20 protein-coding genes are annotated in these 21,638 nt (G+C 58.4%); 17 read left to right on the top strand and 3 right to left on the bottom strand.

Going from position 1 to position 21,638, the window contains the following annotated elements; genetic code table 11:
- The 3 genes from AXF19_RS01385 to AXF19_RS13300 all read left to right on the top strand — a co-directional run.
- The coding region (locus AXF19_RS01385; protein ID WP_237141644.1) for a MotA/TolQ/ExbB proton channel family protein at positions 1-475 on the top strand (475 nt) is incomplete at its 5' end.
- Positions 465-872 carry an ExbD/TolR family protein gene (locus tag AXF19_RS01380; RefSeq protein ID WP_037345694.1) on the top strand — a complete coding sequence of 136 codons (408 nt, stop codon included), beginning with the start codon at positions 465-467 and terminating at the stop codon, positions 870-872. The genes AXF19_RS01385 and AXF19_RS01380, both read left to right, overlap by 11 nt.
- 37 nt (positions 873-909) lie before the next feature.
- Positions 910-1,686: an energy transducer TonB gene (locus tag AXF19_RS13300; RefSeq protein ID WP_216634953.1), complete on the top strand. Its 777-nt coding sequence runs from the start codon at positions 910-912 to the stop codon at positions 1,684-1,686.
- Between the two features lie 56 nt (positions 1,687-1,742).
- On the opposite strand, the gene AXF19_RS01370 is transcribed toward AXF19_RS13300, so the two are convergent.
- Positions 1,743-2,849 (bottom strand): A/G-specific adenine glycosylase, encoded by a 1,107-nt coding sequence (locus AXF19_RS01370; RefSeq protein WP_066844042.1) that lies wholly within the window; start codon positions 2,847-2,849, stop codon positions 1,743-1,745.
- A gap of 135 nt (positions 2,850-2,984) precedes the next feature.
- On the opposite strand from AXF19_RS01370, the gene serS reads away from it, so the two are divergent.
- The 9 genes from serS (at position 2,985) to AXF19_RS01325 (ending at position 9,697) form a co-directional block, all read left to right on the top strand.
- Positions 2,985-4,256 (top strand): serine--tRNA ligase, encoded by a 1,272-nt coding sequence (gene serS, locus AXF19_RS01365; RefSeq protein ID WP_066844039.1) that lies wholly within the window; start codon positions 2,985-2,987, stop codon positions 4,254-4,256.
- Complete coding sequence (locus AXF19_RS01360; RefSeq protein WP_066844036.1) at positions 4,253-4,807, top strand: UbiX family flavin prenyltransferase; 555 nt, start codon at positions 4,253-4,255, stop codon at positions 4,805-4,807. Before serS ends, AXF19_RS01360 begins: the two co-directional genes overlap by 4 nt.
- 5 nt (positions 4,808-4,812) lie before the next feature.
- Complete coding sequence (locus AXF19_RS01355; RefSeq protein ID WP_442983832.1) at positions 4,813-5,436, top strand: acyloxyacyl hydrolase; 624 nt, start codon at positions 4,813-4,815, stop codon at positions 5,434-5,436.
- A gap of 10 nt (positions 5,437-5,446) precedes the next feature.
- The gene (rnhA, locus tag AXF19_RS01350) at positions 5,447-6,130 is read left to right on the top strand and encodes a ribonuclease HI (protein WP_066844033.1); all 684 of its coding nucleotides are present in this window, start codon (positions 5,447-5,449) and stop codon (positions 6,128-6,130) included.
- A gap of 222 nt (positions 6,131-6,352) precedes the next feature.
- Positions 6,353-7,120, top strand: a complete 768-nt coding sequence (locus AXF19_RS01345) for an MlaE family ABC transporter permease (protein ID WP_066844029.1) — start codon at positions 6,353-6,355, stop codon at positions 7,118-7,120.
- A 12-nt stretch (positions 7,121-7,132) separates the two neighbouring features.
- Positions 7,133-7,879 (top strand): ABC transporter ATP-binding protein, encoded by a 747-nt coding sequence (locus AXF19_RS01340; protein WP_066844026.1) that lies wholly within the window; start codon positions 7,133-7,135, stop codon positions 7,877-7,879.
- Complete coding sequence (locus AXF19_RS01335; protein WP_066844023.1) at positions 7,876-9,156, top strand: MlaD family protein; 1,281 nt, start codon at positions 7,876-7,878, stop codon at positions 9,154-9,156. The genes AXF19_RS01340 and AXF19_RS01335 overlap by 4 nt, the downstream gene beginning before the upstream one ends.
- A gap of 40 nt (positions 9,157-9,196) precedes the next feature.
- The gene (locus tag AXF19_RS01330; RefSeq protein ID WP_066849936.1) at positions 9,197-9,475 is read left to right on the top strand and encodes a BrnT family toxin; all 279 of its coding nucleotides are present in this window, start codon (positions 9,197-9,199) and stop codon (positions 9,473-9,475) included.
- A gap of 12 nt (positions 9,476-9,487) precedes the next feature.
- Entirely contained in the window at positions 9,488-9,697 is a 210-nt protein-coding gene (locus AXF19_RS01325) for an antitoxin (protein WP_066844021.1), read from the top strand.
- Between the two features lie 175 nt (positions 9,698-9,872).
- On the opposite strand, the gene AXF19_RS01320 is transcribed toward AXF19_RS01325, so the two are convergent.
- Together AXF19_RS01320 and AXF19_RS01315 are read right to left on the bottom strand one after the other, a co-directional pair.
- The gene (locus AXF19_RS01320) at positions 9,873-10,649 is read right to left on the bottom strand and encodes an enoyl-CoA hydratase/isomerase family protein (protein ID WP_066844019.1); all 777 of its coding nucleotides are present in this window, start codon (positions 10,647-10,649) and stop codon (positions 9,873-9,875) included.
- Positions 10,650-10,756: 107 nt separating this feature from the next.
- Entirely contained in the window at positions 10,757-10,951 is a 195-nt protein-coding gene (locus tag AXF19_RS01315) for a ribbon-helix-helix protein, CopG family (RefSeq protein ID WP_066844016.1), read from the bottom strand.
- Positions 10,952-11,117: 166 nt separating this feature from the next.
- On the opposite strand from AXF19_RS01315, the gene AXF19_RS01310 reads away from it, so the two are divergent.
- From AXF19_RS01310 to AXF19_RS01290, 5 genes are all read left to right on the top strand, one after another.
- The gene (locus AXF19_RS01310) at positions 11,118-11,492 is read left to right on the top strand and encodes a TIGR02530 family flagellar biosynthesis protein (RefSeq protein ID WP_066844013.1); all 375 of its coding nucleotides are present in this window, start codon (positions 11,118-11,120) and stop codon (positions 11,490-11,492) included.
- A gap of 24 nt (positions 11,493-11,516) precedes the next feature.
- Entirely contained in the window at positions 11,517-14,003 is a 2,487-nt protein-coding gene (locus AXF19_RS14880) for a flagellar hook-basal body complex protein (protein WP_066844010.1), read from the top strand.
- A gap of 138 nt (positions 14,004-14,141) precedes the next feature.
- Positions 14,142-15,488 (top strand): ATP-binding protein, encoded by a 1,347-nt coding sequence (locus AXF19_RS01300; protein WP_066844007.1) that lies wholly within the window; start codon positions 14,142-14,144, stop codon positions 15,486-15,488.
- A 130-nt stretch (positions 15,489-15,618) separates the two neighbouring features.
- Positions 15,619-17,139: a TolC family protein gene (locus AXF19_RS01295; protein WP_066844004.1), complete on the top strand. Its 1,521-nt coding sequence runs from the start codon at positions 15,619-15,621 to the stop codon at positions 17,137-17,139.
- Positions 17,140-17,307: 168 nt separating this feature from the next.
- Positions 17,308-21,633: a translocation/assembly module TamB domain-containing protein gene (locus AXF19_RS01290; RefSeq protein ID WP_066844001.1), complete on the top strand. Its 4,326-nt coding sequence runs from the start codon at positions 17,308-17,310 to the stop codon at positions 21,631-21,633.
- Positions 21,634-21,638 lie beyond the last annotated feature (5 nt).

Here is a 21,638-nt window from a genome sequence, read left to right as displayed (position 1 = left end):
GTTCTGTGCGGCGCTCGCTGCAGGGGATGATGCACGTGCTGCTGAGCTCTGTCGAACCTCCGGCGGTGCGGCGGGAGAGGTCCTGCTGACTGCGCTCGAGGAGCGTACCCATAAGAATGTGCGGCAAGAGGAGCTCGTGCAGGCGGCAGCAAAGAAAAAGGCGCTTGCGCTGCGCCGTTATCTTGAGTATCTGAGTGTGATCGTGACGATGGCGCCGCTTCTAGGTCTGTTGGGGACAGTCATTGGCATGATTAGCTCATTCAGCGTACTGTCTGTTGCCGAGGGAGAGCCGTTTGCCATCACAGGCGGTGTCGGTGAGGCCCTGGTTGCAACGGCGAGCGGATTGCTCGTCGCGATTCTTGCGCTGAGTCTTTATGCCTATCTCTCGCATCGGGCGAACGGCATCATAGCGGATGTGGAGTACTCTGCCACGATGTATCTGGCGCATGTGGGAGGTGAGCGCGGTGAAGCTTGACCTTCTGCCGCAGGAGGAACGCCCGCAGCTGATGATCATTCCGATGATTGACATCATTTTCTTTCTGCTCGTTTTCTTCATGATGAGCATGCTCTCGATGGTCGTGCAGAAGAGTATGCCGCTTACACTGCCGCAGGCGGAGAGTGCAAAGGTCAGCATGACGCGCAATATTCCCATCACGATCACGGCGGATGGCGGGATCTACTACGAACGAGATCTGATGAGTCTGCGCGAGCTTACCGCGCGCCTCACGGAGGATGCAGCTCGTGGAGAGGATATCTCTGTCATCCTGCGCGGCGATACGGCGGCGTCCTATGGGACGGTTGTGCAGATCATGGATGTGGTGAAGCGCCTCGGTATTGAGAAGGTCTACATTGCGACCAATACACCGGGGTGAGACGATGCATACGCGTTCATGGAAAATTTACGGCGGTTTGTCACTCGCTGTACATGTCGGTATTATAGGCATATTGCTTCTTATCGGACTGGACTGGTTCGCCTCGCCGCCGCTGCCGAGTACACCTCTGCAGGTTGGCTTCCTATCGGAGACGCAGGTCGCGGCGGCAGTAGAGAGTTCGGCGAATGAAGGAAGTGCTGGCGGCGCGGGGGAGATCGAGGAAGTAAAACGGGAGAGCAGCCATGCGGACATGTCGGCACAAAGTATGCTGCCCAGTATAAAGGCTGCTAGTGCTCCGACAATGCAGGAGCTTGATCGCGTGGTTCCGCCTGTGGAGCATGCGATTGCATCTATTGTTGCTGCGCCAAGCGGCGAACAGAGTTCGGATGCAATACCTACATCTGGCGGAGTCTCGTCAGATGGCAGAGAGGATAACGGAGCCTCATCTGCTGCAGGAGGCAGCGGAATAGGTCAGGCGTCGGGATTGGGAGCTGGATTCTCTGATAATGGAGACGGCTCATATACGGCGGCATCTGCCGCAGGGATTTCTTACCAAATCCTGCGCGATGCAGAGGCGTATTATCCAGAAGAGGCGCGTTCTCTTGGCTACTCTGAGACCGTCTCGGTCACGGGGCGCGTGCTCGTTGGCACGGATGGCAGCATTGAATCTGTGCGCATACTGACTGATGCACCGAATCTTGGCTTCCGTCAGGCGGCAGACGAGGCGTTCTGGCGGATGCGCTTTGCCCCGATCGTCTATCAGGGCTACCCGATCAAACTCTGGTTTGAAAAAACACTGATCTTTCAGCCATAGAAAAAGCGCAGCTACAGCACGGAGTCATTTCGACCTTCGTGCAGCAGCTGCACTTTTTATTTCGGCGTAAAGTAGCCGAATGCAGCGGGGATGCTGTACTTGTCCGCAAGTTCCTCACGGCGCACCCAGAGAAGTGGGGCGGGCGCGCCGTCTATCTCCTCTGCCGCCATCAGCGGCGGTTCGTTCCATTCTGCGACGCTGACCGCCCAGCCCGTCAGATTCCATTCAATATGTGAAAAGATGTGGCGCGCGGGCGGCAGCGGTGCGATGGCGAGGACGTGATAGCCCTCCGCTTCGAGATGTGCGCGCACGGCACGCTTCGTCAGTTTTCCGTCGAGATTCGGATATTCCCAGAGACCCGCGAGGAGACCCCGCGCGGGTCTTTTTCGTATGGCAATTTGCCCGCCGCAGGAGAGGAGAAGGACGGTGCGCTGCTCCTTGCGGCGCGCCTTGAGTGCGGTCTTGACGGGATAGTTCTGCTCCGTGCCGTATTCATGCGCGAGGCAGAGGCGTGCGGCGGGACAGCTGTGGCAGAGCGGTGCGCCGTTCGGCAGACAGATGGTCGCGCCGAGATCCATGAATGCCTCGTTGAGGAGTCCTGCGTCGCGTCTCGTCGGATAGGAGGGCGCGAGCGCGGCTTCGAGTGCGCGCTTCGATGCGTCCTTTGCAATGTCGATGGGATTCGCCGTGACGCGCGCGGCGACACGCAGGAAGTTGCCGTCGACTGCGGGGCGCGGCGCGCCGTAGGCGAATGAGGAAATTGCGCTCGCCGTATAGCGTCCGATGCCGGGGAGGGCGAGCAGTGCGTCGAAGTCGTTCGGCAGATCGCCGCCGTGCTCTGCGACAATCACCTGTGCCGCGCGTTTGAGGTTGCGCGCACGGCTGTAGTAGCCGAGTCCCTGCCAGAGCTTCATGAGTGCGTCGTCGTCCACGGCGGCGAGGTCGCGGACGCTCGGCAGGGCATCGAGGAAACGCAGATAGTAGGCGCGCACGACGGCGGCGCGCGTCTGCTGAAGCATGATCTCGGAGATCCAGACGTGATACGGCGTCGGCTCGTCGCGCCACGGCAGGTCGCGCACGTCGGGCGCAGACTTTCGCCACGCGAGCAGAGTGGCGCAGAGGGCGGGAAAGATGGAGTCGCCCGTCCACGGTAAAATTTTCATTAGAGTGCTCTCCTTTTCGCGTTGATTTTACTATACCTGTGTGAAACAGGGATGAAGAAGGTGGTCTTTTCTTTACAAAGTGCGCCCTTTGTACTATGATAGCAGATAACAAACTATATAATGGAGTGATTTCTGATGTTGGATATGAAATTTGTGCGCGAGAATCTGCCCGCAGTGCAGGAAATGCTGAAGCACCGCTGCAATTCTCTCGATCTGTCGTCGTTCACGGCGCTTGAGGAGAGCCGCCGCACGATTTTGCAGGATGTCGAGGAGAAGAAGGCACGCCGCAACGCCGTCTCAAAGGAGATCGGCGTGCGCAAGAAGGCGGGCGAGAGCGCGGACGATGTGGTCGCGGAGATGCGCGCGCTCGGCGATGAGATCACGGCGCTCGACGAGGATCTGCGCGAGGTGGAGGCGAAGCTGCGTGACCTCCTGCTCCAAATCCCGAATATGCCGAAAGCCGACGTGCCGATCGGCAAGGACGACACAGAGAACCCCGAGGTGCGCCGCTGGGGCACGCCGCGCACGTTTGATTTCGAGCCGCAGGCGCATTGGGATATTGGGGAAAAACTCGGTGTGCTCGATGCGGAGCGTGCGGCAAAGGTAACGGGCGCGCGCTTCACGTTCTACAAGGGGCTCGGTGCGCGTCTCGAGCGCGCGTGCATCAACTTCATGATGGATCTCCACGCGGAGAAACACGGATATACGGAGATGCTTGCGCCCTACGTCGTGAACGCCGACAGCATGGTCGGGACAGGGCAGCTGCCGAAGTTCGCGGCGGATATGTTCAAGCTCGACGGGCTCGACTACTACCTCGTGCCGACGGCAGAGGTGCCGACGACGAACTACCACCGCGACGAGATTCTGGACGCGGAGCAGCTGCCCGAATACTACACGTCCTATACGGCGTGCTTCCGCGCGGAGGCGGGCAGCGCGGGGCGCGACACGCGCGGCCTCATTCGTCAGCACCAGTTCAACAAGGTGGAGCTGATCAAATTTGTCACGCCCGAGACGAGCTGGGATGAGCTTGAGACGATGGTGGAGGCGGCGGAGGACGTGCTGAAGACGCTCGAATTGCCATACCGCGTCGTGCAGCTCTGCACGGGCGACATGAGCTTTACCTCGGCAAAGACCTACGACATCGAGGTCTGGATGCCCGCGCAGGACAAATACCGCGAGATCTCGTCCTGCTCGAACTGCACGGACTATCAGGCGCGCCGCGCAAATATCAAATATCGTCCCGAACGCGGCGCAAAACCCGCGTTCCTTCACACGCTGAACGGCTCGGGGGTCGCCGTTGGTCGCACGGTTGCGGCAATCCTCGAGAACAATCAGCAGGCAGACGGCTCCGTCCTCGTGCCGAAGGCGCTCGTCCCGTACATGGGCGGCGTCACGGTCATTCGATGAAGCGCCTTGTCGTTGGCATCACGGGCGCGAGCGGCAGCGTGTATGCGCTCCGCCTGATTGACGTACTGCGTGAGCAGGGGATCGAAGTCCACGCCGTTATCACGGACAGCGGACAGCGCGTGCTGGACTACGAGTGCGGCGTGACGATGGAGGAGCTTTCGCGGCGCGTCTTGGTTCTCTATCCGAATGAGGATGTGGGCGCGGCGATCGCGAGCGGCTCGTTCCGCATGGATGCGATGGTCGTCCTGCCCTGCTCGATGAAGACGGCGGGTGCAATCGCCCACGGCGTGACGGACGATCTTCTCACGCGTGCGGCGGACGTGACGCTCAAGGAGGGGCGGCGGCTTCTCCTCGTGCCACGCGAGACGCCCATGCACGAGATTCATCTTGAGAATTTGCTACGGCTTGCACGCGCAGGCGCCGTTATCATGCCCGCTGCGCCCGGATTTTATCATCGCCCCGAGACGCTGGATGATCTCGTCAATATGATGGTGGGAAAGATCCTTGACCGCCTCGGCATTGAGGCGGAGCTTTTCACTCGTTGGAGGTGACGGATATGACTTTTTTCAAAACGAAAATGACAGCACTTGCGGCTGTACTCGCGCTAGGTGCGGCGGGGACAGCAGCGGCTGCGCCCGCAGAGGCGGACGGGCATACGATGCAGATGCACATGGGAGATTCCGCGGTGCAGGACAAAAAGGCGGAGATCCAGATGGACTATCTGGAACATCGCGGCGAGCGGCGCTACATCGACCTCTATAATCTGCACGTCTTCCGTCAGTACAAGGAGATGCACGGTATGTCGCTCCACTGGGGGCTGACCGTCTCGCGTGCCATCGGCTCGTGGGCGGAGAAGGACACGCCCGACGTGCGCCTCGACTCGTCCGCCGTCGGTGCAGGCCCCGCGTACATGGTGCGCTGGACGAAGCCGCTCGGCTCGAAATGGGAGGCTTCGTTTGACGCGACGGGGGGCGTTCTCGTCTACAACGACGTGCATCCCGCGCACACGCGCAACTACGGCTTCATGTGGCGGATCGGGCCGCGTGTGACGTACAAGTTTAATGAGAAGAGCGCTCTGAGTGTTGCCTATCTGGGGCATCATGTGTCGAACGGACAGCGGACGAAGAATCCAGGCTACAACGGCATCGGGCTCTCGATTGGCTATCGGTACTCGTATTAAAGGACATACTGTGGCAAAGAATTTTTATGCCGTGAAGCGCGGGCGCAAAACGGGCATCTTTACCGTATGGGCGGAGTGTTCCGCGCAGGTGCAGGGCTTTCAGGGCGCAGTGTATAAGGGCTTTATGACCGAAGCAGAAGCTCGTGACTGGTTGGAGGGGGCGGCGGATTTATCTGCGCCGCGTGCTGCAAAGAGCGGTACAGCGGCGAAAAAATCATCCGCGCCGCCCGTCGAAGAACCCGTTGACGCAGACTATATCATCCACACGGACGGCTCGTGTCTCCGTAATCCCGGCGGCGCGGGCGGCTGGGCTGCCGTCATTGAGACGGTCGCAACGGGCGAGGTCAGAGAGTGCAGCGGTGGTGACCCTGAGACGACGAACAACCGCATGGAGCTGACAGCGGCACTGGAGGCAATGAACGCCGTGCCGGAGGGCGCACGCGTTGCACTCTATACGGACAGTCAGTATCTCAAGAATGCATTCACGAAGTTCTGGCTGCCCGCGTGGAAAAAACGCGGGTGGAAGAAGGCGGACGGAGAGCCCGTGCTCAATCAGGATCTCTGGATGCAGCTTGACGCGGCGTTTGCCGCACGGTGCGTGCAGTTTCACTGGGTCAAGGGGCACGCGGGCAACGCGCGCAACGAGCGCTGTGACGAACTCGCGCGGAGCGAGGCGGAGAAGTTCACGCGGTGACTTTTGGAGCGCCCCTATCGGCTCGCAAGCTCGCCACTTCCCCCGCTCCGTGCGGGGGAAGCTAATATGCCATGATCTAAAAGCCTCCCCCGTTCGCAACGGGGGAGGGGAACCGCGTAAGCGGTGGTAGGGGCGCCTTGCCCGACCGCTTGCGTAGCTAAGCGTTTGCGAGGTGCGTTGCACTGTTGCGGGTATCTTGTGTATATCGAGAGGAGGGAATCTATGCAGCGCATCTTTGAGGCAGTGGGACGCTTTGTCCTCACACACCTCGCGAACATCGGCCGCATCACCCTCCTCTATGGCGAGACCGTGCGGCAGGTCACACAGCGTCTGCGCGTGCGAAGCATCGTCTACCAGATGGCGCACCTCGGCGCGGATTCCCTCCTCATCGTCGGACTCACCCTTCTCTTTACGGGTATTGTCCTCACCCTCCAAATTGCGCACGAATTCATCCGCTACGGAGCGCAGAGCACCATTGGCGCGGTCATCGCTATCGGCATTGGGCGCGAGCTCGGCCCCGTCCTTGTCGGTGTCGTCTGCGCGGGACGCGTGGGCGCAGCAATCACGGCGGAGGTTTCCACTATGAAGGTCACGGAGCAGATCGACGCCCTGCGCGTCATGGCGGTCAGTCCCGTGAACTATCTCATTGTGCCGCGCATGCTCGCGTGCATGATCGTCGTGCCCATTCTCACCGTATTTGGCGACGTGATTGGTGTCCTTGGCGGATATATGACAGCTGTGCATTACTCGGGGATTTCACCCTATACGTTCACGCACTCCATCACACAGTTCGCTGAGATCTACGACATGGCGGGCGGACTCATCAAGGCGATTTTCTTCGGCAACGTCATTGCCGTCCTCGGCTGTCACTACGGGCTGAACGCGCCAAACGGTGCGGAGGGTGTCGGCAAGGCAACCATGCAGACCGTCGTCACCTCCATCATTGTCATCTTCATCCTGAACGCCGTCCTGACGTTCTTCCTGTTCTAGGCGGAGGGCGCCATGATACGACTAAAGAATGTGCGCAAGCGATTCGGGGACAAGGATGCGCTCAAGGGCATCACCCTCACCATCGAAAAGGGGGAGACCATCGCTATCATCGGCGGCTCCGGCTCGGGCAAGTCCACCCTCCTGCGGCTTATGATCGGTTTGGATCGCCCAACATCGGGAGAGATCTATATCGGAGACGAAAACATCGCTGCAATGAGCGAAAATGCGCTTGACCGCGTGCGTCTGCGCATGGGCATGGTCTTCCAATATTCCGCGCTCTTTGACTCCATGACCGTCGGCGAGAACGTCGCCTTCGGGCTGCGCGAGCACACGACGAAGACCGACGAGGAGATTGTACGCATTGTCGCGGAGAAACTCGCCCTCGTCGGACTGCCGGATGCGGCAGCACTCATGCCGCAGGAACTCTCGGGCGGCATGAAAAAGCGCGTGGGGCTCGCGCGTGCGATTGCGACTGACCCCGAGATCATCTTCTACGACGAGCCGAGCTCGGGGCTTGACCCCATCATGACGGCAAAGATTGACGAACTCATCATCGACATGCAGCGGCAGCTCGATGTGACCTCCGTCGTCGTCACACACGACATGGCGAGCGCAAGCCGCATCGCCGACCGCATTGCCATGATTTACGACGGGGAACTCATCGCCGTGGACACGGCAGAGCGTTTTCAGGATATAAAGGATGAGCGCGTACAGGCATTTTTCCGTACGCTGCACCAGCGAAGGGAGGCAGGGGCATGAGTGCTGAGGCAAAGGTCGGCGCATTTACACTCGGAGGCGCGGCGCTCCTCATTGCCGTCATCATGTTCTTTGGTGGGTTGCGCCTCGGCGGGAGTCAGGACTATACCATCTACGCAGGCTTCGGGCGCGCCGTCGGACTGAACCCGGAGGCGCAGGTGCTCCTCTCGGGCGTTCCCATCGGGCACGTCGGGGAGATTGTGAACGATGGTACGGGGGTCACCGTCTCCCTCGTCATTCAGGACGGTGTGAAAATCCCGCGCGGCTCCTCCGTCACCATCGGGCAGCCCGGCATCATGGGGGACAAATTCGTCATCATCACACCGTCTGCGAGCACGGACTTCTACACGGGCGGCGACTACCTCTACGGCGCGGACGAGATGGGCATGGACACGATGTTCACCGAGCTGAACAAGATGATTATTCAGGTCGAGGCAATGCTCACGTCGATCAACAACATCGTTGGCGCGCCCGGCTTCCAGACCTCGATGGTGCAGCTCGTCGTCAACATGGAGCAGATGACGGCACACCTCGACGGGCTGACCGCGACGCTCGAGCAGATGGCGGCGGAGAATCGCGGCAATCTGCATGAAATGCTCGCAAACATGAACACCATGTCGGCAAATCTCGCGCAGACCACAGAGAGCGTCGAGCGCGTCATGACAAATCTCGAGACCGTCGGTGCAGATCCTCAGACGGCGGAGAATCTGAAAAAGACGCTCACGAACATCACGGAGACCTCGGAGCGCATGCTGCGGATCGCAGAGGGCATTGAGTCCGTTGCGGGCGACAAGCAGACGCAGGAGGACGCGCGCGCCCTCATCCACAACGCGCGCACGATGTCGGACAAGGCGAACGGACTCATGGGGCGGCTCGAAAACGTCAAGATCACGCCGAAGGTCGATGCCATGTACAGCGGCAAGGCGGATGACTGGCGCACGAACTTCAACCTCGATGTCGGTGAGACGAAGGGGCTGTACGCGACCCTCGGCGTCGACGATATCGGCGGCGGGGACAAATTCAACGCACAGGTCGGCACGCGCGGCACCTCCTTTGGCGCACGTGCGGGCGTCGTCGCGGGCGCGGCGGGCGTCGGCGTCGACGCCTATGCGGGCGAGAAATTCAAATTCTCCGCCGACGCCTACGACCCGAACGATCCTACCCTCCGTCTGCGCGCGCAGTATCAGCTGCGCGGCGGCACCTACCTCTTCGGCGAGTGGAACGACGTGAACAGCTCGAAGAAGCGCGCGTTCTACACGGGCGTACGGCAGGAGTTTTGATTGACGGACGGTAGAATATATGTATAATATAATTATAGGTATGAACGTCACATGGGATGAAGCCAAGAACCTCTCCAATCAGAAGAAACATGGCGTGTCCTTTGAAGAAGCAGAGACGGTTTTCTATGATGATGAAGCACTCTTAAAGTATGATGAAAATCACTCTCAGAATGAAGAGCGATTTGTCATGATGGGGATGAGTGAAGCAAGTCGTGTACTGGTTGTTTGTCATTGTTATCGTATGGGTGACGTACTCCGTCTCATATCGGCTCGAAAAGCAACCAAAAGAGAGGAAAGTCAATATTGGGAACGCCTTTAGGAGGTATATGGTATGAAAGAAGAATATGATTTCTCGGATGCAATTAAAAATCCCTATACCAAACGTCTCAGACAACAGATCACGATCAACATCAACAACGAAGCGGTTGCCTACTTCAAGGCGCAGTCCGCAGAAGTCGGGATTCCCTACCAGACGCTCATCAATCTCTACCTGTCAGATTGTGCGGCGCAGGGACGAAAATTGCATATGTCATGGCAGTAAAAACCGGCAATCGCAGAAATTTTTGCGATTGCCGGTTTTACAATGAAAATTTATACTCGCTCAGTGAAAAATCCCCCTCGGGTCATCACGCCCGAGGGGGATTTCTATTGGCTAACGAATGTCAGCTAGGAAATTCTTTACTAAAGATACTACAATCCGTGTCCTTTTTCAAGCCTTAATCATTCTGATTAAAAATCGGCTTCCGCCCTTCGATGAACGCCGTTACCGCCTCGCGATGGTCGGCGGATGCACCCGCCTTTGCGAGGTTTTCCGCTTCGAGGCGGCTGTACGCCATGTAGTCACGGTAGAACACCTCGTAGTAGAGCTGCTTTTGCAGTGCGAGCGCACTGAGCGGGCGGCGCAGCAGCTTCTCGGTGAACGACTGCGTCTCCTCCTCGAGTTTCCCGTCGGGGGCAAGCCGCGTCGTCAGTCCCAGCCGGAATGCCTCCTTGCCGTAGATGCGCGGACTCAGTGCCATCAGCTCGATTGTCTTTGCGAGTCCGACAATCTGCTTCAGATGGTAGATACAGCCCGTATCGCCCGGCAGCCCGACACTGGAGAACGCCGTGAGGAGGCAGCTCTCCTCCGTCATGATGCGGAAATCCGCACCGAGCGCGATGCCGCACCCCGCACCTGCGGCAGCACCGTTCACCATCGCAATCACGGGCTTCGAGCATTTACGCAAGGAAAGCGATGCCTGCCCTGTCAGAATGGAGAGATCGTAGCTGATGAAGTCGAACGATGCCATCTCCTTGATATCACCGCCGGCGGAGAAATTCTTGCCCGCGCCCGTAATGATGAGAACCTTCACCGCATCGTCTGCATCACAGCACTCCACCGCAGCGATCAGATCGTGGAACATCGGCGCATTCAGCGCGTTGTTCGAGGCAGGGCGGTCGATCGTGATCGTCGCAATGTCGTTCTCTACGGCACATTTGATATGTTCGTACATGGGAGACCTCCTTTTTAGGAAAATTATGCTTCGAAATACTCCGGATTTTTTCGGAATGTTATGCCTTCCGTTATGTTACTCCATTTTCTAACGTGGCGCAAGCAAAATTATTTCTCAGCGACAACCTCGCTATTGTTGATGGCGAAATCGAGGAGCAGACCGATGAGCTCGTTGCGCGAGCGTCCCGTCTCGTCAGCGAGTGTGTCAAGTCGATTGATAATATCTTCCCGAACGCGGATGGACAGGGTCTTGTGCCCGTCCTCTCCGCGTTTTCTTTTGGTTATCATCAGTTTTGTGTTCATATGTATCACCTCATCATTAGTGTATCTATGAGGCACTACAAAATATATGTTGGACGTGATGATGTAAAACCTGTCTATAATTCATTTAAGTTTAGATATAAAACATACGATATAGTGTGTGTAAAAATGTGTTATAAAGTATGTTATAAAAGTGAAAGGTGAAAGCATGGAGATACAGCCTGCTGTACAAGGGGGCGCCGAGCAGGGAAGCGCACGCGTCGGCAGGGGACAGGGAACGTCTCTACCCACGAATGTTTTCGAGGCTCTGCTCGCCGAGGTCGGTGGGCGAACGAAGTTCTCCTCACACGCGAAGGCGCGCATTGAGCAGCGCGGTGTCAGCCTCACGGCGGACGATCTCACGCGACTTGATGCGGCAGTCGACCGTATGGAGGAGAAGGGGGTACGCGACGCGCTTGTCTACATGAGCCGCGGGCTTGCGATGGTCATCAGCGTAAAGAATCGCACCGTTATCACGGCAGTCGATGAGGCAAGCGCGAAGGAAAACATATTTACCAATATTGACAGCGCAGCAATTCTATAGAGATTTCAAGGGAGAGATGCAGTTATGATGCGTTCAATGTTCTCGGGTGTGTCGGGGCTAAAGAGTCACAATACCCGTATGGATGTCGTCGGTAACAACATTGCGAACGTTAACACCACAGGATTCAAGGCGAGTCGCGTCACATTCGCAGATATGATCTCGCAGACACTCTCGGGGGCATCCGCACCGGAGAGAGGCTCGATTGGCGGTGTGAACCCGAAGCAGGTCGGACTTGGAACAAGTGTGTCGAGTGTTGACCTGCTCTTTGGCGATGCCTCGGTGCAGCAGACGGGCAAAAACACCGACCTTGCGATGACGGGGAATGGTCTCTTTGTCGTCAATCGCGGTCAGGAGCGTTTCTACACGCGCAACGGCGCATTCGAGTTCGATGCAGAGGGCAACTATGTGATGCCCGGCTCCGGATACCGCGTGCAGGGGTGGATGGCAAATAACGGCTCGCTCAATACGTCGAGCGCCACGCAGGATATTGTCATCCCCGCAGGAAAGACGATGAGTGCAAAGGCGACCGAGCGGGCGACCTATACGAATAATCTGGACGGTGCGACGCGGACGGTTACGAAGCTGGCGGGCGGAGGTGCCATGCGGACATTGACACTGTCGGATGGCTCAACAGTACAGGTGCCGGGTACTGCGACGTGGAAGGTTGGCGATGCGTATTCCTCCACGGTACAGGATTATAGGACTGCAGGGGATACCGTAACAGTAAGCAAGAACGATTCGCCTGTGACAGTGACGTTCGCGGATGGGACGACGCGGACGTTTGATAAAAATACCACCGGCACAAATTATAAATATGGCTACGATCTCAACAACACGATGGTGGGGCAGTCTGCGACAGCGAACGCGAATACAACCGTGCGTGCCTATTCGGCGTCCGGTGTTGGCGGCGAGTTCAATACGGGAACGTATCAGATTGGTGGTAATGCTACGAGGGAAGGGACGTCCGGCAGTATTACTACGGTTGCTGGTGAGACGGTGAAATTAAAGCTTGCCGATGGGTCAGTGCATGATGTGTCGAATATCCCCGGGAAAACCTATCAGGTGGGCACGGATTATTACAGCTATGTGAGCACCGGCGGTACGGGGACACCGATTACGTCCAAGATTGTAGGATATGAACATACCTATAAGATCGACAATATGTCTGTTGTCTCGAAAGAAGGGGATGGGGCGAATCTTCGTGTGGGCGATGGCACCGGCAATATCGACGTCGGGGATGGCTACGGTATGGTTCCTCTTGCAGCAGGTGAGTCCGTAACGGCAACGGCGGCATCGCCGGTTGATCTTACGGTGAAAGACGGTGCCGGCACAAAGATTATTGGAAAGCTCACAACGGGAACGTATAAGATCGGCGATTATTATAAGGGAGCTTCCATTACGAGTGGATCTGCTACGGCGACAAAGGATAATCCCGTTCAGGTCACGTTGGCAGACGGCACAGTGCATATGGATGATCCGGGAGCAACACCCCCCGGTCCCGGAAAGACGTATAATGTCGGTGATCACTACAGCTATACAGATGCCGGCGGACATCTTGTCCATACAACGGTCCAGAGTTTGAATCAGATGTATAAAATCACCGGTGTCGATGTGAAGAAGGAAATTAAAGCCGTCCAATCGAAGAAAAATGTTACGGTAGATTCTATTGAGGACGCAAAAGAAGCAACTGCGACGAAGGACAAACCCCTGACGGTCACGCTGTCCGATGGGACAAAGACGACGGTGACAAGCGGTACATACCGTGTCGGACATAGTCTTCCGGTAACGACGCTGATCTCTGTATACGATACGCTCGGGAATAAGCACTCCATTCCCCTGTTCTACACGATGACGAAAAGGGGATCGGGCGCGACGACTGACGATGGAAACGAGTGGACGGTCGGGCTTGACGGCAAGGATGTCACGGGCACGACGACTACGATTCGAGAGGCGGATGGAAGCACGACGACGGTAACGCTCACGCCTGTGAAGATGAAGTTCTCCACATCGGGGGCACTTCTCAGCGGCGGAGGTACATTCAAAATGACGCTGACGAATGGATCGTTTGGCACACAGGAGGTGACGGTCGATCTTTCGGCGGTGACGCAGTATGCCGGGACGAGTACGATTGTCGGCACCACAGACGGACACGCTGCAGGAACACTGTCAAAGGTGACATTTGACAGCACAGGAAAGCTCACCGGGACGTATACGAACGGTGTGCGGCAGGTCGAGGCACAGGTTGCTGTTGCACAGTTCAACAACACAACGGCACTCGAAAAGCAGGGCGGCAGCCTCTACCGTGAGTCAAACAACTCGGGCGTGGCGAATATCAAGACGGCGACCGACTTCGGCGTAAAGCTGACACCGGGCGCACTCGAGATGTCGAACGTCGACATCGCCGATCAGTTCTCCGACATGATTATCACGCAGCGCGGCTTCCAGTCCAACTCCAAGATCATCACCGTCTCCGACGAGATGCTTGAGACGCTGATCAACATGAAGCGGTAAGTAAATACTTTGCATGCAAGAGTCGCCCGCACGGGCGGCTTTTTTGCGTTGTTTTGCTATATGAGATTGTATTCTCACACGAAAAAATATATAATTATGTGTAAAACATCACGTAATTATATATAATGAGGTGAAGAAATGGAACGATTGGCGATGAATGAGCTTGTCGCATGGAAGGACTCTGCATATCGAAAGCCGTTGATTATGAAGGGCGTTCGTCAAGTCGGCAAGACGTGGCTGCTCAAGGAGTTTGGGCGTCGTTTCTATGAAAATACGGCGTATTTCAATTTTGACGAGAATCCTGAGTATCGCGATTTTTTTGCGACGACGAAGGATGTACGCCGCATTATCCCAAATCTGGCGATGGCGGGCGGTCAGGAGATTCAGCCGGGGCGAACGCTCCTGATTTTTGATGAGATACAGGACTGTCCCGAGGTGCTGAACGCGTTGAAGTATTTCCATGAGAATGCGCCGGAATATCACGTTGCCTGTGCCGGCTCTCTCCTCGGTATTGCCCTCGCAAAGCCGTCCTCGTTCCCCGTTGGGAAGGTTGATTTTCTGCACCTGTATCCGATGGGTTTTCACGAGTTCCTGATGGCAACGGGCGGTGAGCATCTCGCCGCATATCTCGATCAGGTGGATGAGATTGTGCCGCTGCCGGATGCCTTTTTTCATCCGCTGGCTGAGAAGTTGAAGATGTACTATATCACGGGCGGGATGCCTGAGGTTGTGGGGCGGTGGGCAGCGTCTCAGTCGGTGGGAGAGGTACAGACGACGCTGATGAATATCATCACTGCCTATGAGCGCGATTTTATGAAGCACCCTGCGCCGCGCGAATATCCAAAGATTGCGCGTGTTTGGAACTCTATGCCGTCGCAGCTGGCGCGAGAGAATAAGCGCTTCCTATACAATGTTGTCAAGGAGGGGGCACGTGCGCGCGAGTATGAGGATGCTGTGGAATGGCTGGTACAGGCGGCGCTTGTTTACAAGGTGTTTCGCATCAGCGCGCCGGGGCTGCCGCTGTCCGCATATGAGGATCTGAGTGCGTTCAAGCTCTACTTGGCGGATGTCGGTGTGCTGCGGCGTCTGTCGCGGCTCGATCCGTCGGCATTCCGCGAGGGGAACCGCCTGTTCACGGAATTCAAGGGGGCACTGACAGAGAATTTTGTTTTGCAGTCTCTCCTGCCGCAGCTCGATGCTGTGCCGTATTATTGGGCACGACTCAATCCGTCCTATGAGGTGGATTTTGTGCTGCAGTGTGCGAATGACATCATTCCGATCGAGGTGAAGTCGGATACGAATATCAAAAGCCGCAGTCTGAAAAAGTACGCGGAGATGTTTGCGGCGGAGACGAAGTTGCGCGTACGCTTTTCGCTGAATAATCTGCGCGTGGACGACGATGTGCTGAATATTCCTCTCTTTATGGCAGATCATGCCGTGCGTTTGATGGGGATTGTGGTTTCGCAGATGCGAGAGGACAGCTAACAATAAATTTATTTGAAAAAAAATAGGGGAACTGATACAATGAGAGAACCTGTCAATACGATTTCATGGTGTTGGCTATGTTTGGAGCAGCCCGCCGTTCGGGTGTATCCTGTCAGCGGTTGAGGAGGAAATGGCTTTGAAGAATAGGGGACGTTTTGCGGCACGACTGGTACGGGCTCTGGCTCTGACTGCCGCCGTCGGACTTTTTACGGGGACGGCATCGGCTGAGACGATGCAGGTGGATCTGACGCGCTCTGTGCAGATGGCGCTCGAGAATAACCGCACGATCAAGCAGGCACTGACGGATGTGGATGCGGCGGATGCCGCGCTCGCACAGGCGAACCGCTCGATGGGGCCGACGCTGACGTGGCAGACCTCGGCGAATCGCGTCGGCGGCAAGGCGTACGAGGGCTCCGGGGTCAAATACAACTACGGCAATACGGGGACGGTCGCGCTGCCGGTCTACAATGCGGCGCTGAATGCACAGCGCAAGGCGGCGCGCTATGCGCTAAACTCGGCGGACTTTGCGCTCGAGCAGACGAAGCAGTCGATCCGCCTGACAGCGACGACGGATTATTTCAATATCCTGCAGGCGCGCAATCTGGTGAAGGTGCGCGAGGATACGGTGGCGACGCTGCAGACACATCTCGCGGATGTGAACGCGCAGTTCCGCGTGGGTACGGTGGCGCGTGCGGATGTGCTCGCCTCGGAGGTGGAGCTGGCGAACGCGCAGCAGAATCTGACGACGGCGCGGAATAACTATGAGGTCGCGGTCGCGACGCTGAACAATGTGATCGGTGTGCCGACGGATACGACGCTTACGATCAACGATGAGCTGCGCTATACGGGCTACACGCTCTCTCTGGACGACTGCACGGACTACGGGCTGCTCTATCGCGCGGACGGTGCAGCGGCATTCTACGCGGTAAAGCAGGCAGAGGCGGGGGTGCGTGCGGCAAAGGCGGGCTATCATCCGACGGTGAATGCGGCGGCATCGCGCTCGATTGCGGGCGAGCGCCCCTTCAAGGACGACCATACGAGCAGCGATACGTGGTCGGCGGGTGTGAGTGCGTCGTGGAATATCTTTGACAACGGCGTGACGGCGGCGCAGGTCGATGCGGCAAAGGCGACGCTCCGCAAGGCGGAGGAGGCGCTCGCGGCGGCGGATGAGAAGATCCGTCTCGATGTGCGTACGGCGTATCTGAATCTGCGTGCAGCAGAGCAGAATATCAAGACGACGGAGAAGGCTGTGCAGCAGGCGGAGGAGGACTATAATATCGCGCGCGTCCGCTACAATGCGGGCGTGGGAACGAATCTCGAGGTGATGCGTGCCTCGGACAATCTGACGACTGCGCGCATGAACTATTCGACGGCGCTCTACAGTTACAATATGGGCAAGGCAAGTCTCGACAATGCGATGGGCGTGCCCGTCGATCTCGATGCCGTGCGCTATCGCGCGGCGGAGGAGGACGGTGCGCGTGCGCAGGGGGCGCGTGCGGCGGCGCAGCTGCATGATGATGCGCTCTTTGCAACGCCGAAGGATGCCGAGGTGCGCCCGACCGCAGAACGTGCACCTGCGGATGCCGGTGCTGCTGCGGCGGCACGCGTACAGGCGGCGAATGCTACCTATGAGGCAGAGATGAACAAATAAGGGCGCCCCTATCGGCTCGCTACGCTCGCCACTTCCCCCGTTGTGACGGGGGAAGCTAATATGGCGGGATGTGGAGAGTAAAGAAAAGCCTCCCCCGTTCGGTACGGGGGAGGGGGACCGCGAAGCGGTGGAAGGGGCGCTTGATCCGAAGAGTATAAGAGGTTTGCTATGAGACGGAAGGCGTATATCGGGGCGGCGGTGATCGCCGCCGTCCTCATCTGCGCGGCAGTTCTCATCCACATCGTACGCGCTCAGGCATTCATGGCTGAGGCGGGACAGATGGCAGAGCGTCTCGTGGCGCAGAAGCTGGGGACGGCTGTGCATATTGGTGCAGTGGAGATCCGTTCTCTGCACGAATTGAAAATGGACGATGTCGTGATCTATGACAAGCAGGCGGAGGCTGTGCTCCGTGCCGATGAGGCACGGGTGACGCTTCGCCTGCTTTCTCTGCTTTCATCGCCCGAAACCTCGATTGACGAGATCCTGCTCACGGGCGCGCATGCGGACATTGTGCAGCGTGCGGACGGCTCGTGGAACTACGATGACATCGGTGCGGACGATACGTCACCGAGCACGTTCGAGGGGCGCATCCGCACGGAGGGCGGCTCGGCGACCATTGTGACAGACGGGCGCACGTACGAGCTGACGGAGATCGCGGGGGCAGTGGAGATCGACCGCAGCGATGTCTCCTATAAGGCGACGGGCGCTCTCTCGGGTGTTCCTCTGCGCGTGAGCGGTGCGTATGTTGGCGGGAATCAGGAGCTCTATCTCAGTTCCGCAGATACGGATTTCATGTCGCTGCGTCACCTCCTGCCGGAGAACTCTCTGCCCGAGGAGCTGCAGCTCTCGTCTCTGCACGCGGATGCCGTGCGGATGGAGCTGCACCGCGTGGACGGGGTGCTCACGATGGACGGGCGCATCGACGGTATGCGCGGTGCGGCAGATGTCTACGGGACGCAGATGCAGCTGGACAGCGCCGCGCTGCGCTTCAATGAGCGCGCAATTTTCGTTGCCGCAACAGCGGAGGCGGCGGAGCAGCGCGCGCGTGTGGACGGGACGATTCGGCTCGACACGGACGCACCCTATTTGGATTTCATTGTGCGCGCGCAGGATTTCGCCGTGGATCGCATTCTCGCGGACAGCCCCTATCAGGGGGCTGTGACGGCAGATCTCCATGTGACGGGGACGCTTGCGGCGCCGACTGTTACGGGGAAACTGACGGCGGCGCACGGCGCGGTCAGCGATGTCTCCTTCCAAAATGCGACGGCGGATGTTGCCTATGCAGACGGCACGATTTCGTTTGAGAATCTGACGGCGGAGGCGTTCGGCGGGACGCTGTCGGGCACGGGTGTGTTTACTGTGGAGCAAAATGCCTACACGGCGCATCTGACGGTGGACAATGTCGCACTCGGAGGGCTGCGTTCCCTCTCTATTTCCCTGCCTGAGGAGCTCGACGGCACGCTGCATGCCGATCTCGGCATCGACGGGCAGACGGGGGGCTCGCTCACGGTTCTTGGCAGTGCGCAGCTCTCGAATGGCGTGTACCGCAATATTCCGGTGGAGCGTGCAAACGCCTCCTTTATCCTGCGCGGGGACGATCTGACGATTGATTTCCTCAGCGCACGGCTGCCGAATGATACGGAGCTGGGGGTAGAGGGTAAGATCACGCGCGGCTCTGCGCTCGATCTGCGCTTCTACGGCGCACACGCCGATCTCTCCCTGCTGAACTATCTCGACGAGCGCCTCAGTTTCTCGGGGCTTGCGGATTTCTCGGGCGAGGTGCACGGCGATATCCATGATCCGCAGGTCGATATGCAGGTCTCGGCGACGAATGGCGATCTCATGTATCAGCCGTTTGACAGTCTGCTTTTCCGCGCGGACGGCTCGCTCTCAGGGGTAGGCATCTACGATTTCTCGATGGAGCGCGGCGGGCGCGAGGTCTGGCTTGTGAACGGGTCGATCGGCTTTACGGGCGAGCGGCGCATTGACCTGCAGATCGACACGATCGGCGCACGCATGGAGGATGTGGCGGCGCTCGTTGCGCCCGATCAGCCGATCACGGGCAATATCGACAATATCATCAAGTTCACGGGGACGCTCGACAATCCGCACGCGGTGGGCTATGTCCACTTCTCGCGCGGCAGCTATGCGGGGGCGGTGCTCTCGGGTATGGACGGCGACTACTTCCTCGACAACGGCATCATCCGCGTGCAGGTGTTCCACATCTATTCACCGATGGTGGATATGGTTCTGAACGGCACGATCAGTGCGCAGGGCGTGCTCGACTTCGACGCCGAGGTGCGCGATCTCGATATGAAGCGATTCGAGCACAAGCTGCCCTATGAGGTCTCGGGGCACGGCGTCTTCAACGGCAAGGTGGGGGGCATGATCTCGCATCCGATTTTCCGTGGGGAGCTGAAGGCGGACGCAATCACGATGAACGGGGTGGAGCTGCGGGAGATCCGCGGCTTTGTCCACTTTGAAAACGGGATCATCGATCTGGAGCGGACGGGCTTCCGTCAGGGGGCGGACGGCTCTGTGACGGCGCGTCTGCGCTACGATACGGAGACGCGTGCGCTGAGCGGCGCGTTGGATATTGAGAAGATGGATGTCACGGCACTGCTTGCACTCGCAAATCAAAACGAGAACCGCATCACGGGGAAGATCACGACTGCGGTTCAGCTCGGCGGTACGCCGGATAATCCGTCGATTGCGCTGACGGGTGAGATTGCGGAGGGCACGATTGCCTCCTATCCCGTGCAGAAACTTGCACTCGATGTCGCTCTCTCAGATCGCGTGCTGACGATCAGCAAGTTCGCGGGTACGCAGGGGGATGGCTCATTCTCCGCTGTCGGCACAGCGGATTTTGACGGCGCGGCAAATGTGGATATCGCGGTCTCGGACATTGCGCTCGGCATGCTCACGCGCTTTGCAGGCGTGGAGCAGGAGGTAACGGGAACGGTGTCGCTGACGGCGCACGTCGGCGGGCAGACGCAGCATCCGGAGGCGGATCTGAAGCTGACGGCGAAGAACGGCGGCACGAACGGCGCGACGTTCGATGATCTGACGGGAGAGGCGCAGCTGCGCGGCTCCGTGATCCGCCTGAATCAGCTGACGGTGACGAAGTACATCGACGGCATTGCCTATGCAGCGAGTGCGCACGGCACGCTGCCCCTGCGCGCGCTCACGGCGGACCGCGATGAGACGCTGGATGCCTACGATCAGATCGATCTGACGATTGCGCTCGACAATGCCGATCTCTCGCTTATTCCTGTGTTTTCCAATCAGGTGGAGTGGGCGCTCGGACGCACGGAGGGCAGCCTGAAGCTGCACGGGACGCTCGCTGCGCCCCGCCTGACGGGCAGTCTGCGCGTGACGGGCGGCGCGGTGAAGCTGCGCTATTTCGAGCATCCGCTGACGGATATGCAGGTGCGGATCGACGCGCTCGGTGATGCGCTCTCTGTGCGCGAGTGCACGGGCAAGATGGGCGCGGGCACCTATCTCCTGACGGGGCGCGTGGAGATGGCGGGCATGGAGCCGCAGTCATATGATTTTACGTTTGTGATGAACAATCTGGATCTCAAGACCTCGTTCTATGAGGGACCTCTGAGCGGCACACTGCGCCTGACGGAGGGCGAGTACTGGGGTGAGGTTCTGCCGAAACTCTCGGGCACGATCGATATCGACCGTGCGCTCGTGACAATCCCGTCGATTCCGGAGACGGACGACGAGCTCCCGCACATTATGCTCGATGTGGGGCTGACGGTGGGGCGGCACGTGCACCTGTTCAGTCCTAGTTTCTACGATATGCACCCGTCGGGTTCTGTGCATTTCGGCGGGACAACGCGCCATCCGCGCACGACGGGCATGATCGGCGTGCGGCGCGGCGACACGGTCAGCTATCTGCGGACGGTGTTCAAGATCCGCGAGGGGACGGCGACGTTCAACCAGCCGGAGTCGTTCCTGCCGGAGATTGCGTTCTATGCGGAGGCGCGCCTCACGCATACGCGTGTCTTCCTCTCGGCGCACGGACCGCTCGACCACATGGATTTCCGCCTCGGCTCGAGCCCTGAGATGTCAGAAGAGGAGATCATCCGCATGCTGACGCTGCGCAGCGCCTATGCAAACGGTGAGGGCGGCATCACGGCGGCGGATATCCTCTCGATCGGCCTTCAGATGAGTATTCTCTCCGAGGTGGAGGACTCCGTGAAGAATTTCCTCCATCTCGATGTGCTCCGCCTCTCGAGCGGGAGCGGCGCGCTCTTTGAGACAAAGGACGACGAGGCGGTGAAGCAGAATGAGAACGAGTACAATGTCGAGATCGGCAAGTATTTCGGTGACCGTGTGCTCCTGCGCTATGTGCAGGGACTCGGCGCGGCATCGGATACGCATCGTATCGGCATCCAGTACGACTTCAATGACCGCTTCGGCATCTCGTATGACCGCGAGGGTTCGGATCAGCTCATCAGCTTTGAGGCGCGGTTCAGATTCTGATATGT

Source organism: Selenomonas sp. oral taxon 126, assembly GCF_001683335.1.
Lineage (GTDB): Bacteria > Bacillota > Negativicutes > Selenomonadales > Selenomonadaceae > Centipeda.
The sequence above is the reverse complement of the archived record's forward strand: the minus strand, read 5'-3'. Positions and strand labels throughout refer to the sequence as shown.

What these genes read in the sequence shown, in the direction of transcription:
- AXF19_RS01330 (WP_066849936.1), top strand. Translation starts at nt 9,197, where the DNA reads ATGAACGTCACATGGGATGAAGCCAAGAACCTCTCCAATCAGAAGAAA.
- AXF19_RS01295 (WP_066844004.1), top strand. Translation starts at nt 15,619, where the DNA reads ATGGCTTTGAAGAATAGGGGACGTTTTGCGGCACGACTGGTACGGGCT.
- AXF19_RS01360 (WP_066844036.1), top strand. Translation starts at nt 4,253, where the DNA reads ATGAAGCGCCTTGTCGTTGGCATCACGGGCGCGAGCGGCAGCGTGTAT.
- AXF19_RS01370 (WP_066844042.1), bottom strand. Translation starts at nt 2,849, where the DNA reads ATGAAAATTTTACCGTGGACGGGCGACTCCATCTTTCCCGCCCTCTGC.
- AXF19_RS14880 (WP_066844010.1), top strand. Translation starts at nt 11,517, where the DNA reads ATGATGCGTTCAATGTTCTCGGGTGTGTCGGGGCTAAAGAGTCACAAT.
- AXF19_RS01355 (WP_442983832.1), top strand. Translation starts at nt 4,813, where the DNA reads ATGACTTTTTTCAAAACGAAAATGACAGCACTTGCGGCTGTACTCGCG.
- AXF19_RS01320 (WP_066844019.1), bottom strand. Translation starts at nt 10,649, where the DNA reads ATGTACGAACATATCAAATGTGCCGTAGAGAACGACATTGCGACGATC.
- AXF19_RS01340 (WP_066844026.1), top strand. Translation starts at nt 7,133, where the DNA reads ATGATACGACTAAAGAATGTGCGCAAGCGATTCGGGGACAAGGATGCG.
- AXF19_RS01335 (WP_066844023.1), top strand. Translation starts at nt 7,876, where the DNA reads ATGAGTGCTGAGGCAAAGGTCGGCGCATTTACACTCGGAGGCGCGGCG.
- serS (WP_066844039.1), top strand. Translation starts at nt 2,985, where the DNA reads ATGTTGGATATGAAATTTGTGCGCGAGAATCTGCCCGCAGTGCAGGAA.
- AXF19_RS01310 (WP_066844013.1), top strand. Translation starts at nt 11,118, where the DNA reads ATGGAGATACAGCCTGCTGTACAAGGGGGCGCCGAGCAGGGAAGCGCA.
- AXF19_RS01290 (WP_066844001.1), top strand. Translation starts at nt 17,308, where the DNA reads ATGAGACGGAAGGCGTATATCGGGGCGGCGGTGATCGCCGCCGTCCTC.
- AXF19_RS01345 (WP_066844029.1), top strand. Translation starts at nt 6,353, where the DNA reads ATGCAGCGCATCTTTGAGGCAGTGGGACGCTTTGTCCTCACACACCTC.
- AXF19_RS01315 (WP_066844016.1), bottom strand. Translation starts at nt 10,951, where the DNA reads ATGAACACAAAACTGATGATAACCAAAAGAAAACGCGGAGAGGACGGG.
- AXF19_RS01325 (WP_066844021.1), top strand. Translation starts at nt 9,488, where the DNA reads ATGAAAGAAGAATATGATTTCTCGGATGCAATTAAAAATCCCTATACC.
- AXF19_RS01300 (WP_066844007.1), top strand. Translation starts at nt 14,142, where the DNA reads ATGGAACGATTGGCGATGAATGAGCTTGTCGCATGGAAGGACTCTGCA.